We start from the raw sequence: 15,412 nt of genomic DNA on the forward strand, positions 1-15,412 counted from the left end.
CCCCGGGGATAACAGGCTTATCTCCCCCAAGAGTCCACATCGACGGGGAGGTTTGGCACCTCGATGTCGGCTCATCGCATCCTGGGGCTGTAGTCGGTCCCAAGGGTTGGGCTGTTCGCCCATTAAAGCGGTACGCGAGCTGGGTTCAGAACGTCGTGAGACAGTTCGGTCCCTATCCGTCGTGGGCGTAGGAAATTTGAGAGGAGCTGTCCTTAGTACGAGAGGACCGGGATGGACGCACCGCTGGTGTACCAGTTGTTCTGCCAAGGGCATAGCTGGGTAGCTATGTGCGGAAGGGATAAGTGCTGAAAGCATCTAAGCATGAAGCCCCCCTCAAGATGAGATTTCCCATAGCGTAAGCTAGTAAGATCCCTGAAAGATGATCAGGTTGATAGGTTCGAGGTGGAAGCATGGTGACATGTGGAGCTGACGAATACTAATAGATCGAGGACTTAACCATATAATATGTAGCAAATGTTATCTAGTTTTGAAGGAATATATAATTTTCCTCTTGACATTTCGAAAGAAATGTTTATAATGATAAAAGTCTGGTAATGATGGCAGAGAGGTCACACCCGTTCCCATACCGAACACGGAAGTTAAGCTCTCTAGCGCCGATGGTAGTTGGGACCTTGTCCCTGTGAGAGTAGGACGTTGCCAGGCTAATATTATTCCGCAGTAGCTCAGTGGTAGAGCTATCGGCTGTTAACCGATCGGTCGTAGGTTCGAGTCCTACCTGCGGAGCCATTATGCTTCCATAGCTCAGCTGGTAGAGCACTTCCATGGTAAGGAAGAGGTCACCGGTTCAAGCCCGGTTGGAAGCTTGGGAATAGGTTTAAAACTTTTTTGGCCCGTTGGTCAAGTGGTTAAGACACCGCCCTTTCACGGCGGTAACACGGGTTCGAATCCCGTACGGGTCACCACTTTTGGAGGATTAGCTCAGCTGGGAGAGCACCTGCCTTACAAGCAGGGGGTCGGCGGTTCGATCCCGTCATCCTCCACCATATATATTTTAAATGTCGGAGGGGTAGCGAAGTGGCTAAACGCGGCGGACTGTAAATCCGCTCCTTCGGGTTCGGCAGTTCGAATCTGCCCCCCTCCACCATTTTCTTTAAAATAACCTGAGAGGGTTTATTTTTTTGAAAAGATAACCATACTAGTAAATATTAATGGGCTATAGCCAAGCGGTAAGGCAACGGACTTTGACTCCGTCATGCGCTGGTTCGAATCCAGCTAGCCCAGCCATTTACGAGCCATTAGCTCAGTTGGTAGAGCATCTGACTTTTAATCAGAGGGTCGAAGGTTCGAGTCCTTCATGGCTCACCATTTTCGCGGAAGTAGTTCAGTGGTAGAATACAACCTTGCCAAGGTTGGGGTCGCGGGTTCGAATCCCGTCTTCCGCTTAATTACTAAGGGGCCTTAGCTCAGCTGGGAGAGCGCCTGCCTTGCACGCAGGAGGTCAGCGGTTCGATCCCGCTAGGCTCCATCTAATAGAGAAAGCTTACATCATATGATGTAAGCTTTTTTTGTGTTTAAAAAGACAACTTTCATACTTGTCATTTAAAATAGAGAAAACGTGAAAATAAAGGATGGGGATAATTATGAAAGTTGTTATTGCATCTGATTCATATAAAGAAAGCTTAACAGCTATAGAAGTATGTGAAGCTATTGAAAGAGGTTTTGGAGCAATTTTTCCTAAAGCAGAGTACGTAAAAATACCAATTGGAGATGGAGGGGAAGGAACGGTCAATTCCCTTGTTGATGCTACAAGCGGGAGGATTATATCATTTCATGTGACAGGACCGCTTAGAGAGAGCGTACAAGCCTTTTACGGTATGTCTAAAGATAAAAAGACAGCGTTTATTGAAATGGCAGCAGCATCAGGCTTACAACACGTTCCGGCTAAAAAGCGAAACCCACTTATTACGACGACGAAAGGAACAGGAGAACTTATACTACATGCGCTAGACGAAGGAGCTGAGCATATCATTTTAGGACTTGGGGGAAGTGCTACAAATGATGGAGGAGCGGGTATGTTGTCAGCTTTAGGAGTCAAGTTCATAAATGGAAAAGGAGAAGTAATAGAGCCATCTGGTGGAACGTTACATTCGATTGTCTCTATTGATTTTTCACAAATGGATTCACGCTTAAAGCATATAAAGATAGAAGCAGCATGTGATGTAGATAATCCGTTAGTTGGAATAAAAGGAGCATCTTTCGTATTTGGACGACAAAAGGGTGCGGATGAAGAGATGATGAAAGAGCTGGATGAGAATTTAAAGCATTATGCGCATATCCTTAAACAATACCTATCTTGCGACGTATCTAAAATACCCGGTGCAGGAGCTGCAGGAGGTATGGGAGCGGCTGTTATTGCAGTGCTAAAGGGAGGCTTGCGGAGAGGAATTGAAATTGTATTAGATTATACAAATTTTGATAAGCATATAGAAGGTGCAGATTTAATTATAACTGGTGAAGGGAGAATAGATGAACAAACAGCATATGGAAAGGCCCCAGTAGGTGTTGCGGAGCGTGCAAAGCATTTTCATATTCCTGTCATTGCTATTGGGGGATCGGTATCTCTGAATTATTCGGCTGTTCATGAAAAAGGAATTGATGCAGTATTTAGTATTACAACAAGTCCGATGACATTAGAGGAGGCATATAAAGTAGCAGAAGAGAATATCGAAATGACAGCAAAGAATATTGCAGCAGTGTGGAAAATAGCATCAGAAAAACATTTCTAAATGCGGGAGTGTTTTTTATTATTATCTAATAATAATGATAGTAGTTGCTTCATTAAGTTAACTTTATACATAGAATAGTCTTAACATTTGGATTTTGAAGCGAATATAAGTGAATAATTTGTATATCCATACAGAAAAATGTCGAGTTGAGTCAGACTATATAAAAGATTTAAAATATTTAGTGAAGGCACAGAAGGGGGATACTATCTATGAAAAAAGAAATCTCAGTTATTGGAGTTCCAATGGATTTAGGGCAGATGCGTCGTGGCGTTGATATGGGACCAAGCGCAATCCGTTATGCAGGTGTAATTGAAAGAATTGAAGAAATTGGATATGACGTTAAAGATATGGGAGATATATGTATAGAGAGAGAAAAAGAAGTAGATGTAAATACAAGCTTAAGAAACCTTACACAAGTTGCAACTGTATGTAACGAATTAGCAAGTAAGGTGGATCATATTATAGAAGAAGGGCGTTTTCCACTTGTATTAGGTGGCGATCATAGTATCGCTATTGGTACATTAGCTGGTGTTGCGAAACATTATAAAAACCTAGGTGTTATTTGGTATGATGCACATGGTGATTTAAATACAGAAGAAACTTCACCATCTGGAAATATTCACGGTATGTCACTTGCAGCAAGTTTAGGGTATGGACATCCCACGCTTGTAGATTTATACGGGGCATATCCAAAGGTGAAAAAAGAGAATGTCGTAATTATCGGTGCACGTGCATTAGATGAAGGAGAAAAAGACTTTATTCGAAATGAAGGTATTAAAGTATTTTCAATGCACGAGATTGATCGTATGGGTATGACGGCTGTTATGGAAGAAACAATCGCGTATTTATCTCATACTGATGGTGTGCATTTATCATTAGATTTAGATGGTCTTGATCCTCACGATGCACCAGGAGTTGGAACACCTGTAATTGGTGGCTTATCTTATCGTGAAAGTCATTTAGCAATGGAGATGTTAGCGGAAGCTGATATTGTTACATCTGCCGAGTTTGTTGAGGTAAATACGATTTTAGATGAGCGAAATAGAACGGCAACAACAGCGGTTGCTTTAATGGGTTCTTTATTCGGTGAAAAACTAAAATAAATGTAAGAAAAGCAACTGAGAAGTTGCTTTTTTTATTTGAAAATAGGCGTATAATAATGATTTATATTATACTGTACGATAAGAATGTTTGACATCTTACCAATTTAGACTAAAGGGGGTTGTTTGTAATTGTCGTTTGTTTCATGTATGGTATAATTAACTAGTTGTTGGAAATACATACAGATAGAGCATAAAACAATATTTCAATATATGGATAGAATTGCTCGTAAGTAGGAGGAAGGGTTAGCATGCCTTTTGAAGATACGACCATTTTGAAATATCTTAGTACGGCATTAGATATTGCCGTTGTATGGTTTATTATATATAAGCTAATTCTCATAATCCGAGGGACGAAAGCTGTTCAACTTTTAAAAGGGATTACAGTTATTATTGTCGTTCGGATGATCAGTATTTTTCTTGAATTGCGAACGCTATATTGGCTAACTGAACAAGTATTAACGTGGGGATTTTTAGCCGTTATTATTATTTTCCAGCCAGAATTGCGAAGAGCGCTTGAGCAGCTAGGACGCGGGAGTTTATTTTCGCGTACTGGAACTCACGAGGATGATGAGCCTGAAATGGTTGCAACAGCGATAGCGAAAGCAACGGAATATATGGGGAAACGTAGAATTGGTGCATTAATTACCTTGTCAAAAGAGACCGGTATGGGTGATTATGTAGAAACGGGTATTCCGCTAAATGCAAACGTATCATCGGAATTACTCATTAATATTTTCATTCCAAACACACCTCTTCACGATGGAGCAGTAATTATGCAAGGAAGTACCATTAAAGCAGCAGCTTGCTATCTTCCGTTATCGGAAAGTCCATTTATTTCTAAAGAGTTAGGAACTAGGCATCGCGCTGCAATGGGAGTTAGTGAAGTTACTGATAGTATTACAGTAGTTGTGTCGGAAGAAACAGGCCAAATTTCTTTAACGAAAAATGGTAAGTTGCATCGTGATTTGAAGACAGAACAACTGAAAGATATGTTGTTATCTGAATTTAGTGCGAACGAAAAAACGACTTCTTCGTCTTTATGGAATTGGAGGAGAAAGCGTCATGGATAAGTTAATGGAGAATCATTGGTTTTTAAAGGGGATCTCATTACTATTGGCGTGTATGCTTTTTATGTCAGCGACTTTAACTGAAAAAAATACGACATCGGGGATACTACCTTTTGCAAATGATGCGAAAGAAACATTAACTAATTATGCTATTAACGTTAAGTATGATGAAGAGAAATATATTGTAAGTGGTATTCCGGCAGAGGGCGTTAAGGTGAAGTTAGAGGGTCCAAAAGCAGCAGTTGCTACGGCAAAAGCGAAAAAACAATTTGATATACCAGTTGATTTGAGAGGTAGCGAAAAAGGAACGTATGAAGTTTCTTTGAAAACGAATGGACTTCCAGATGATGTGAAAGGAACAGTTCAGCCATCAACAATTAAAATTACTCTTCATGAAAAAGCGAGAAAATATGTTCATGTAGACTTGAAATTATCAAATGAGGATCAAATGCCAGCTGGTGCTACTCTCGAAAAATCAAACATTAAACCTGATACGGTTGAGGTAGTTGGGACGAAAGAAGAAATTGAAAGTATTTCATCTGCTAAGGCGTATGTTGATTTAAAAGGTGTTAATAAAACTGTTACAAAAACAGCCGAAGTTACATTATACAATAAAGAAGGAAAACGTTTAAATGTAAGAACAAGTCCATCTAAAATTAGTGTAACGTTGAATGTGGCGACGCAAGCTACGGCCAATAATACTGAAAAAACTGTTCCTATAACATATGCGAAAAAGGGGAGTTTACCGGAAGGATTGGCCGTTACAAATATTAGCGTTGAGCCGAGAGAAGTAACGATAGCAGGTCCAAAAGATATATTGGATAATATACAATCGATAGAGGGGGTCGAAGTAGATCTTAGTCAATTGACAGAGTCTACAACATTCGATACCTCTGTTTTATTACCAAAGGGTGTAACAAGTGCGAAGCCAAATCAAGTAAAGGTTTCAGTAGGCGTACAAAAAACAAAACAAACGAAAACAAGAACGATTGATGGTATATCAATTCAAAAAAATGGACTTTCTAAAGACGTTACGGCCCAGTTACTTTCGCCGCAAGATGGGAAGATAAGCGTTGATATTTCAGGAGAAACAAGTATAGTAGATAAAATAACAGCTGCTCAAATAACAGCAGTGATTAATCTACAAAATGTGTCTCCTGGGACGAAGGATGTTGCTATTCAAGTGAGTGGCCCTGGTAATATTTCAATAGAGCCAAAACAAAAAAGTGCTAAAGTTACAATTGTGAAGAAAGAAAATCCCGATAAAGAAGTACAGGGTAACGGTGAGCAACCAAATTCAAATAATAATAAAGATAATCAAACTGAAAAACCAAAAAATCCTGAACCTGAACCTAAGCCTGATCCAGAAAAGGAAAAGGAAAAGGAGAAGGAATCGGAACAAAATGAAGATAAAGAAACTAGCCAAGAGCCAACAGTAGATAATCAAAAAGAGCCAGAAAAAGGAGCGAATCATAATGGGTAAATATTTTGGTACAGATGGAGTACGCGGGGTTGCGAATAAGGAGTTAACACCTGAATTAGCGTTCAAAATTGGACGTTTTGGTGGTTATGTATTAACAAAAGATACAGACCGTCCAAAAGTAATTATCGGCCGTGATACACGTATATCAGGACATATGTTAGAAGGAGCTTTAGTAGCAGGTCTATTATCAACTGGAGCAGAAGTAATGCGTCTTGGTGTTATTTCTACACCAGGTGTTGCTTATTTAACGAAAGCGTTAGATGCACAAGCTGGTGTTATGATTTCTGCATCTCATAATCCAGTACAAGATAACGGAATTAAATTCTTCGGTTCAGACGGTTTTAAATTAACAGATGAGCAAGAAGCAGAAATTGAAGCTTTATTAGACAAAGAAGTGGATGAATTACCACGTCCAACAGGTACGAACCTTGGGCAAGTGAGTGATTATTTTGAAGGTGGACAAAAGTATTTACAATACATTAAACAAACTGTAGAGGAAGATTTCTCAGGTTTACATATCGCTTTAGATTGTGCGCATGGTGCTACGTCTTCTTTAGCTCCGTACTTATTTGCTGATTTAGAAGCTGATATTTCAACAATGGGAACTTCACCAAACGGTATGAACATTAACGATGGAGTAGGTTCTACGCATCCAGAAGTATTAGCTGAATTAGTAAAAGAAAAAGGTGCTGATATTGGTCTTGCTTTCGATGGTGATGGTGACCGTTTAATCGCTGTAGATGAAAAAGGAAACATTGTTGATGGCGATCAAATTATGTTTATTTGTGCAAAGTACATGAAAGAAACTGGTCAACTAAAGCATAATACAGTTGTTTCAACAGTTATGAGTAACTTAGGTTTCTACAAAGCACTTGAAGCTAACGGTATTACAAGTGATAAAACAGCAGTTGGTGACCGATACGTAATGGAAGAAATGAAGCGCGGAGGTTACAACTTAGGTGGAGAACAATCAGGCCATATTATCTTACTTGATTACATTACAACTGGTGATGGAATGTTAAGTGCACTTCAACTTGTAAACATTATGAAAATGACGAAAAAACCATTATCTGAGCTTGCAGGAGAAATGACAAAATTCCCGCAATTACTAGTAAACGTTCGTGTAACAGATAAAAAACTAGCACTAGAAAACGAAAAAATTAAAGAAATTATTCGTGTTGTAGAGGAAGAAATGAATGGTGATGGCCGCATTCTTGTTCGTCCATCTGGAACAGAACCACTTATTCGTGTAATGGCAGAAGCACCAACACAAGAAGTTTGTGATGCATATGTACATCGCATTGTAGAAGTTGTGAAAGCGGAAGTTGGCGCTGAATAATTTAATAAATGTATTGAAAAGGAGCACAATAAGTGCTCCTTTTTCATATGTTTTATAGATGGTGAAAAAATTTTCATTGACGGTTTATCCATGTTTGTTATAAGATGGTCTTGTTCTTTTTCTCAAAGGAAATATTGTAAATTATAGAAGCGCCAGAACTACAAGTAGTGTAGTTGACGAGGTGGGGTTTATCGAGATTTCGGCGGATGGCTCCCGGTTGTTCATCACAACCGCAAGCTTTTACTTAAATCATTAAGGTGACTTAGTGGACAAAGGTGAAAGTGTGATGAGAGAAAAGGAACGGATACAAACTAGCTGTATAAGTATATACGGACTTAAACCCAATCGAGAGGAAGGTGAAAGCCGTTACAAGCTTACAGGGCTAGCAATATGTAATCCGTTTTTTAGTATAAATAAAAATGGTATCGGACTATGTCGTTACATGTTCGCAGAGCAGTGTAAGCATTTGTAACGGCGACTAAACATGTGTGGAATCGTAGGATTTATTGGAGAGCAAGATGCAAAGGAAATTTTATTAAAAGGTTTAGAAAAGCTAGAATATCGTGGATATGATTCAGCAGGTATTGCAGTACAAGCAGAGAACGGTGTTGTTGTATACAAAGAAAAAGGCCGTATTGCAAAACTTCGCGAAATCGTAGATGAGAACGTAGCAACAAGCGTGGGGATCGGTCACACACGCTGGGCTACACATGGTGTTCCGAGCAAAGTAAACGCGCATCCGCATCAAAGTACATCAAAGCGTTTTACACTAGTTCATAACGGTGTAATTGAAAACTATGAGTTAGTGAAGAAGGAATATTTACAAGATGTCACGTTCGTAAGTGAAACGGATACAGAGGTTATCGTACAGCTTATGGAACAACAAGTGAGCACAGGACTAAGTGTAGAAGAAGCGTTCCGTAATACGCTATCTCTTTTACATGGCTCTTATGCAATCGGATTACTTGATGCTGAAAATCCAAACATGATTTATGTTGCTAAAAACAAAAGCCCGCTATTAGTAGGTGTTGGTGACAACTTTAATGTTGTGGCGAGCGACGCTATGGCGATGTTACAAGTTACAGATCAATTTATTGAATTAATGGATAAAGAAATTGTAATTGTAACGAAAGAAAGTATTACAATTAAAAACTTACAAGGTGAAACGATTGAACGTGCACCGTTTACAGCGGAATTAGACGCAAGTGATATTGAAAAAGGAACATACCCTCATTTCATGCTTAAAGAAATCGATGAGCAACCACTTGTTATCCGTAATATAATTCAAAAGTACCAAGATGAAAATGGCGAGATTGAATTAGATCAAGACATCCGCAATGCGATTTTAGATAGCGATCGTATTTACATCATTGCATGTGGAACAAGTTATCATGCAGGTCTTGTTGGAAAACAATTTATCGAGAAGTTTGCAAAAATGCCAGTTGAAGTGCATGTAGCAAGTGAATTCTCTTATAACATGCCATTATTAACAGAAAGACCATTCTTCATTTACATTTCACAAAGTGGTGAAACAGCTGATAGCCGTGCAGTACTTGTACAAACAAATGAAATGGGTCATAAAGCATTAACAATTACAAACGTACCTGGTTCTACACTTTCTCGTGAAGCGGATTATACACTTCCGTTATACGCGGGACCAGAAATCGCCGTTGCATCAACGAAAGCTTACACAGCACAGCTTGCAGTACTTTCAATTTTAGCTGCAGATATTGCTAAAGCAAAAGGTGAAGTTCTTGGTTTTGACTTAACACACGAACTAGGACTTGTAGCAAATGCAATGGTACAACTTTGTGATCAAAAAGAAGAAATGGACGCATTAGCAAAACAATTTTTAGCAACAACTCGTAACTGTTTCTTCATCGGACGTAGCGTAGACTTCTACGTAGGATTAGAAGGAGCGTTAAAGCTAAAAGAAATCTCTTACATCCAAGCAGAAGGATTTGCTGGAGGAGAATTAAAACACGGTACAATCGCTTTAATCGAAAACGGTACACCAGTTATCGCACTTGCTACACAAGAACACGTAAACCTTGGAATTCGTGGTAACGTGAAAGAAGTAGTAGCACGCGGAGCTAACCCATGTATCATCTCAATGAAGGGCTTAGAAATGGAAGGTGACAGCTTCGTATTACCAGCTGTACACGAAGCACTAGCACCGCTAGTAGCAGTTATTCCATTACAACTTATCTCATACTACGCAGCACTTCACCGCGAGTGTGACGTTGATAAGCCACGTAACTTAGCTAAGTCTGTTACGGTTGAGTAGGAGATTAGTAGGTTAGTAAATATATTGTAGTTTTGAAATAAAGTTAAGACGTTTATAAAAAAGGTGAGATGCTTTATCTCTTTAATCAAAGAATTGTAAATAAGCTATGATCAAACTTTTTTATAAAACATAAACATAAACCTGTTGGATAAGAAACCATTTTGATTAGACTTTTTCAAAATGGTTTCTTTTTATTCATCATAGAATACGGTTTAACACAGTATTTTTAATCAAACTTTATTTTAAAGCTACACATTGCTTTTTCTTATGGTGAATTTGTTTCTTAGTTATTTCCTGCATTTTATATCATTCACCAATCATGTAATGTTAAGGGAGATGACAAAAGAAAGGAAGAATGTACAAATGAGTATAGTAAAAAACGGAACATTGCAAGTAATTGGAGCAAGCATCTATTATGAGGCGCGTGGCTCGGGTCCAATTCTTCTTTTGATTCATGGTGGGGGTGGTGATGCCGACAAGTTCCATAATGTCGCCGACCATCTTGCTAAATGGTATACCGTTGTTACTTACGATCGTCGTGGTCATTCCCGTAGCAATCTCGTCAATAAAAATGAGGATTACCATGTGCACACGCATAGCGAAGATGCTCATCGGTTGCTAGCTAATCTGACCAAAGAACCGGCTTATGTATTCGGAAGTAGTTCTGGTGCTGTTATCGGACTTGATTTGTGCATACGTCATCCTGAGCAGGTACAGTTACTAATTCCACACGAACCGGTTTTATTACAACTTTTATCTGAAAATGAGTTGAAGCAGGCTATAAATTTCATGGAAGACCTTAAAGGGAATCATCAAAGTGAGGTCATGAAGTTATTGTCAAATATTGATGATAGTAATTCCGAACCATCGAAGGATATGCTAACAGAGCGACTACTTGGCAATTCGATGTATTTCACTGAGTATGAAATCCCGGGAATTCTCAGCTATACTTTAAATATCGATGCATTAAAGTCCCTATTAAAACCTGCATCGATACAGGTACGTCCAGCTGGTGGAAGTATTTCAAGAGAAACTTTTCCTTATCATTGCGCATTCAACTTAGCAGAACACCTCGGAACAGAATTCGCAGAGTTTCCAGGACATCATGTGGGTTATAACACAGTGCATCATAAAGAGTTTGCTGAGAGGTTACATGATGTTATTGAGAATTAATCGGGAAACTATCAATGAGCAGTGTATAAACACAATAGCGCGAATAGATATTCATGGAGTTACAAGACAATACGTAATTTAGGGTTTTGTCTATATGTCTAAATTAATTTCAAAGCATCAGCAGAATATGAACAACTAAAAAAGCAGCTACCTCTCCATTTAAAGGTAGCTGCTTCTTTTTACATAGATTCTATAATTATTTGTCTTTCATACCACTTGTTTAGTTTTCCATTTCCTAAATCTTCTTTATCAACAATAATAGTTTTGGGGTGACTTGATTTGTTAGCTTAATAATTATGGGCTTTCCTCTAATAGAACCAACGCGAACAATAAAAGCGCTTGCATAATTAGAAATCCGAGTTATAATACTTGTATACAAGTATACTTGATTAACACGAGGTGGATTTATGACGAAATCAATGGAATTTCTTTATCCTGAAAAATGGCTTTCAAAAGCTTCTACAGGTGATCGTGTTGCGAGCGAATTGAGAATGCGCATTATTGCAGGTGCGATTGAAAGCGGTACCATCCTGTCAGAAAATAAAATAGCTGCCGATTTTTCTGTAAGTCGGTCACCCGTTCGTGAAGCATTAAAATTACTAGCTTCTGAAAATATTATTCGCTTAGAAAGAATGGGCGCAGTTGTCATTGGTTTAACTGAGAAAGAAATTGAAGAAATATATGATGTTCGTTTACTTATAGAAACGTTTATCTTTGAGCGACTTGGAAAGATGGACACAAATGATTTAGTAAGAGAACTAAATAAAATAATGGAAATGATGAAAATCGCCATTAAGTATCATGATTCTGATGAATTTTCTTATCAAGATCTCTTATTCCATGAAACGATTATTCGAACCATTGAGCATTCCTACATCCTGATGATTTGGAATAATTTAAAGCCTGTTATGGAAAGCTTAATCCTTTTATCAATGCGTACTCGTTTCAAGGAAAAGTACGAAGATTTTGAACGGATTATTAAAAATCATGAGCTTTATATAAAAGCAATCGAATCAAAAGATCGAGCCCTCATGATTAAGGCCTTACATCAAAACTTTGATGATGTTCAAGGGAAAGTCGAAGACCTCTGGATGTCACAACAAATGTTATCTAAAGGAGTTGAGCAAGGACATGAGTAGCTATATGTTAGGTATAGATATCGGTACAACAAGTACGAAAGCAGTTTTATTTACTGAAAAAGGCGAAGTCATTCAAACCGAGAATATTGGTTATCCACTTCGCACACCGGATATATCCACAGCGGAACAAGATCCAGAAGAGATTTTCCAAGCTGTTTTACAAGCGATATCAAATATAACGAAACAGCATTCAGATAAAAAACCATCGTTTATTTCATTTAGCAGTGCTATGCATAGTGTCATTGCCATGGATGAAAATGATCAGCCGCTGACACCTTGTATCACTTGGGCAGATAATCGTAGTGAAGCATGGGCACATAAAATCAAAGATGAACTGAATGGCCATACAGTTTATAGACGAACAGGAACACCTATTCACCCAATGTCACCATTAAGTAAAATTACATGGATTGTGAATGACCATCCGGAAATTGCTATTAGAACGAAAAAATATATTGGAATCAAAGAATATATCTTCAAAAAATTCTTTGATCAATATGTTGTTGATCATTCCATCGCCTCGTGCATGGGTATGATGAACTTAAAAACGCTAGATTGGGATGAGGAAGCTTTAAAAATTGCTGGTATAACCTCAGCTCAATTATCTAAACTCGTACCAACCACCAAAATATTCAGCAACTGCAATCCAGATTTAGCCCAAAAGATTGGTATCGATTCCCAAACATCGTTTGTCATTGGTGCCAGTGATGGGGTGCTTTCTAATCTAGGTGTGAATGCAATTCGGAAAGGGGAGATTGCTGTCACAATTGGAACAAGTGGTGCTATTCGGACCATCATTGATAAACCACAAACAGATAAAAAAGGAAGAATATTTTGTTATGCCTTAACAGAAAAGCATTGGGTAATTGGTGGACCAGTAAACAATGGAGGGATGGTCCTTCGCTGGATTCGTGATGAACTTGCTTCATCAGAAGTAGAAACTGCGAAAAGACTAGGAATTGATCCATACGATGTATTAACTAAAATAGCAGAACGCGTGAGACCTGGTGCAGACGGATTATTATTCCATCCGTACCTCGCAGGGGAACGTGCACCATTATGGAATCCAGATGTACGTGGCTCCTTCTTCGGTTTAACGATGTCACATAAGAAGGAACATATGATTCGTGCAGCTTTAGAAGGTGTTATATATAATTTATACACTGTATTTTTAGCATTAACAGAATGTATGGATGGTCCTGTAACTCGTATTCAAGCAACAGGCGGTTTCGCAAGGTCTGACGTTTGGCGACAGATGATGTCCGATATTTTTGCATCTGAAGTCGTTGTTCCAAAGAGCTACGAAAGCTCTTGTCTAGGCGCATGTATATTAGGTCTCTATGCCACAGGAAAAATTGATTCTTTTGAAATCGTTTCCGAAATGGTTGGTAGTACCTACAAACATACACCGAAAGAAGAAGCAACAAAAGAATACAGACAATTACTGCCTATATTTATTAACCTATCAAGGGCACTAGAAGACGATTATACACGCATTGCAAATTATCAAAGAAATTTAATAAAGTAAAATTTTCATCAGTAATCCCCCACGCCTCGCTTCTATCTAAAACACGAGGTGGGGGCCTTACTGCCCACGAATAGCGGGATAAATACAAATACAGCTAAGATTAGGGGGGAACTACGATGCCATTAGTCATTGTAGCAATTGGGATTTTAGCATTACTTTTACTGATTATGCGCTTTAAATTAAACACCTTTATTTCATTAATCATTGTATCAGTCGGGGTTGCTTTAGCACTTGGAATGCCACCAGAAAAGATTTTTAAAACCATTGAAGCGGGATTAGGCGGAACACTTGGGCACTTAGCACTCGTTTTTGGACTTGGTGCGATGTTAGGTAAGTTGCTTTCAGATTCTGGGGGTGCACAACGCATTGCCATGACCCTTGTGAAAAAATTTGGTGAAAAGAACATTCAATGGGCTGTTGTGACTGCCTCATTTATTATCGGGATTGCATTATTTTTTGAAGTAGGATTAGTATTATTAATTCCGATTGTATTTGCAATTTCAAGAGAATTAAAAGTTTCTATCTTATATCTCGGTATTTCGATGGCAGCTGCTTTATCTGTAACACACGGATTTTTACCACCACACCCAGGACCAACTGCTATCGCTGGTGAATTGCATGCAAACATCGGTGAAGTATTACTTTATGGTTTTATGATAGCGGTTCCAACGGTTGTGTTAGCTGGACCTGTATTTACTAAACTTGCAAAAAAACTAGTACCTGAGGCGTTCACAAAAACCGGTAATATACAATCATTAGGTGATCAGAAAGTATTTAAACTTGAAGAAACTCCTGGTTTTGGAATCAGTGTTTTTACCGCTTTACTGCCTGTTCTTTTAATGGCAGTCGCTACAATTATTACTTTGTTGCAAAAAACAATGGGATTCAAAGATAATAGTTTACTAGCAACGATCGAGTTTATTGGGAATGCAGATACTGCCATGTTGATATCCTTACTAGTTGCGATCTATACAATGGGATTGGCAAGAAATATTCCAATCAAAAACGTGATGGAATCTTGTACAACAGCGATCTCGAATATTGGGATGATGCTCTTAATTATTGGTGGAGGCGGCGCTTTCAAACAAGTATTAATTGATGGCGGCGTTGGTAACTATGTAGCCGAATTATTCAAAGGAACTTCATTATCACCGATCTTGCTCGCATGGATTATCGCTGCCATCTTACGTATTTCATTGGGGTCTGCTACGGTTGCTGCATTAACAACTGTCGGTTTAGTGATTCCGATGTTAGGCCAATCTGATGTTAACCTTGCTTTAGTTGTCCTTGCAACAGGGGCTGGTAGTTTAATTGCTTCACACGTGAACGATGCTGGTTTCTGGATGTTCAAAGAGTACTTTGGTTTAAGCATGAAAGAAACATTTGCAACATGGACTTTACTTGAGACTATCGTTTCTGTAGCCGGATTAGGGTTTACTTTATTATTAAGTTTATTTGTATAGATCTTTCTAAACAGTAAAAGGGATACGGAAGCTGTTTAATGTGATTTTTCATAATTAACCAGTTATTTTTCATGATTGATTAA

Annotated in this window: 11 protein-coding genes, 9 tRNA genes and 2 rRNA genes (1 of these 22 running past the window's edge); all 22 read left to right on the top strand. The window is 38.6% G+C overall.

Annotation, left to right across the window (positions count from 1 at the left end; translation table 11 throughout):
• Positions 1 to 460 (top strand): 23S ribosomal RNA (locus tag NST14_RS00885); it begins 2,463 nt to the left of the window's first position.
• Positions 461 to 547: 87 nt separating this feature from the next.
• Positions 548 to 663 (top strand): 5S ribosomal RNA (gene rrf / locus NST14_RS00890).
• 9 nt (positions 664 to 672) lie between these two features.
• A tRNA-Asn gene (locus tag NST14_RS00895) sits at positions 673 to 747 on the top strand.
• Positions 748 to 751: 4 nt separating this feature from the next.
• Positions 752 to 824, top strand: a tRNA-Thr gene (locus tag NST14_RS00900).
• A gap of 24 nt (positions 825 to 848) precedes the next feature.
• Positions 849 to 923, top strand: a tRNA-Glu gene (locus NST14_RS00905).
• Between the two features lie 5 nt (positions 924 to 928).
• A tRNA-Val gene (locus NST14_RS00910) sits at positions 929 to 1,004 on the top strand.
• A gap of 17 nt (positions 1,005 to 1,021) precedes the next feature.
• A tRNA-Tyr gene (locus NST14_RS00915) sits at positions 1,022 to 1,105 on the top strand.
• A gap of 65 nt (positions 1,106 to 1,170) precedes the next feature.
• A tRNA-Gln gene (locus tag NST14_RS00920) sits at positions 1,171 to 1,245 on the top strand.
• A gap of 5 nt (positions 1,246 to 1,250) precedes the next feature.
• Positions 1,251 to 1,326, top strand: a tRNA-Lys gene (locus NST14_RS00925).
• A gap of 5 nt (positions 1,327 to 1,331) precedes the next feature.
• Positions 1,332 to 1,403: transfer RNA gene (locus NST14_RS00930), tRNA-Gly, on the top strand.
• Positions 1,404 to 1,413: 10 nt separating this feature from the next.
• A tRNA-Ala gene (locus tag NST14_RS00935) sits at positions 1,414 to 1,486 on the top strand.
• A 115-nt stretch (positions 1,487 to 1,601) separates the two neighbouring features.
• Entirely contained in the window at positions 1,602 to 2,747 is a 1,146-nt protein-coding gene (locus tag NST14_RS00940) for a glycerate kinase (protein ID WP_229143419.1), read from the top strand.
• Between the two features lie 209 nt (positions 2,748 to 2,956).
• Entirely contained in the window at positions 2,957 to 3,850 is an 894-nt protein-coding gene (gene rocF, locus NST14_RS00945) for an arginase (protein ID WP_000711569.1), read from the top strand.
• Positions 3,851 to 4,098: 248 nt separating this feature from the next.
• Positions 4,099 to 4,920 carry a diadenylate cyclase CdaA gene (cdaA, locus tag NST14_RS00950; RefSeq protein WP_001115701.1) on the top strand — a complete coding sequence of 274 codons (822 nt, stop codon included), beginning with the start codon at positions 4,099 to 4,101 and terminating at the stop codon, positions 4,918 to 4,920.
• On the top strand, positions 4,913 to 6,400 hold the full coding sequence (locus NST14_RS00955) for a CdaR family protein (protein ID WP_000359577.1): 1,488 nt from the start codon (positions 4,913 to 4,915) through the stop codon (positions 6,398 to 6,400). The genes cdaA and NST14_RS00955 overlap by 8 nt, the downstream gene beginning before the upstream one ends.
• On the top strand, positions 6,393 to 7,739 hold the full coding sequence (glmM, locus tag NST14_RS00960; RefSeq protein WP_000521474.1) for a phosphoglucosamine mutase: 1,347 nt from the start codon (positions 6,393 to 6,395) through the stop codon (positions 7,737 to 7,739). Before NST14_RS00955 ends, glmM begins: the two co-directional genes overlap by 8 nt.
• 286 nt (positions 7,740 to 8,025) lie before the next feature.
• On the top strand, positions 8,026 to 8,211 hold the full coding sequence (locus NST14_RS00965; protein WP_001208183.1) for a hypothetical protein: 186 nt from the start codon (positions 8,026 to 8,028) through the stop codon (positions 8,209 to 8,211).
• 12 nt (positions 8,212 to 8,223) lie between these two features.
• Positions 8,224 to 10,026 carry a glutamine--fructose-6-phosphate transaminase (isomerizing) gene (glmS, locus tag NST14_RS00970; protein WP_000334168.1) on the top strand — a complete coding sequence of 601 codons (1,803 nt, stop codon included), beginning with the start codon at positions 8,224 to 8,226 and terminating at the stop codon, positions 10,024 to 10,026.
• Between the two features lie 363 nt (positions 10,027 to 10,389).
• Entirely contained in the window at positions 10,390 to 11,199 is an 810-nt protein-coding gene (locus NST14_RS00975; RefSeq protein ID WP_000029403.1) for an alpha/beta fold hydrolase, read from the top strand.
• A 407-nt stretch (positions 11,200 to 11,606) separates the two neighbouring features.
• Positions 11,607 to 12,338 (top strand): gluconate operon transcriptional repressor GntR, encoded by a 732-nt coding sequence (gntR, locus tag NST14_RS00980; protein ID WP_000167471.1) that lies wholly within the window; start codon positions 11,607 to 11,609, stop codon positions 12,336 to 12,338.
• Positions 12,331 to 13,866, top strand: coding sequence for a gluconokinase (gene gntK / locus NST14_RS00985; protein ID WP_000100545.1), 1,536 nt, complete (start codon positions 12,331 to 12,333; stop codon positions 13,864 to 13,866). Before gntR ends, gntK begins: the two co-directional genes overlap by 8 nt.
• Before the next feature lie 116 nt (positions 13,867 to 13,982).
• Positions 13,983 to 15,329 (top strand): gluconate permease GntP, encoded by a 1,347-nt coding sequence (gntP, locus tag NST14_RS00990; RefSeq protein ID WP_001131721.1) that lies wholly within the window; start codon positions 13,983 to 13,985, stop codon positions 15,327 to 15,329.
• Positions 15,330 to 15,412 lie beyond the last annotated feature (83 nt).

It is taken from the genome of Bacillus sp. FSL W8-0519 (genome assembly GCF_038005585.1).
In the GTDB taxonomy this organism is placed as follows: domain Bacteria; phylum Bacillota; class Bacilli; order Bacillales; family Bacillaceae_G; genus Bacillus_A; species Bacillus_A paranthracis.

What these genes read in the sequence shown, in the direction of transcription:
- glmM (WP_000521474.1), top strand. Translation starts at nt 6,393, where the DNA reads ATGGGTAAATATTTTGGTACAGATGGAGTACGCGGGGTTGCGAATAAG.
- NST14_RS00955 (WP_000359577.1), top strand. Translation starts at nt 4,913, where the DNA reads ATGGATAAGTTAATGGAGAATCATTGGTTTTTAAAGGGGATCTCATTA.
- gntK (WP_000100545.1), top strand. Translation starts at nt 12,331, where the DNA reads ATGAGTAGCTATATGTTAGGTATAGATATCGGTACAACAAGTACGAAA.
- gntP (WP_001131721.1), top strand. Translation starts at nt 13,983, where the DNA reads ATGCCATTAGTCATTGTAGCAATTGGGATTTTAGCATTACTTTTACTG.
- gntR (WP_000167471.1), top strand. Translation starts at nt 11,607, where the DNA reads ATGACGAAATCAATGGAATTTCTTTATCCTGAAAAATGGCTTTCAAAA.
- NST14_RS00940 (WP_229143419.1), top strand. Translation starts at nt 1,602, where the DNA reads ATGAAAGTTGTTATTGCATCTGATTCATATAAAGAAAGCTTAACAGCT.
- glmS (WP_000334168.1), top strand. Translation starts at nt 8,224, where the DNA reads ATGTGTGGAATCGTAGGATTTATTGGAGAGCAAGATGCAAAGGAAATT.
- rocF (WP_000711569.1), top strand. Translation starts at nt 2,957, where the DNA reads ATGAAAAAAGAAATCTCAGTTATTGGAGTTCCAATGGATTTAGGGCAG.
- cdaA (WP_001115701.1), top strand. Translation starts at nt 4,099, where the DNA reads ATGCCTTTTGAAGATACGACCATTTTGAAATATCTTAGTACGGCATTA.
- NST14_RS00975 (WP_000029403.1), top strand. Translation starts at nt 10,390, where the DNA reads ATGAGTATAGTAAAAAACGGAACATTGCAAGTAATTGGAGCAAGCATC.
- NST14_RS00965 (WP_001208183.1), top strand. Translation starts at nt 8,026, where the DNA reads ATGAGAGAAAAGGAACGGATACAAACTAGCTGTATAAGTATATACGGA.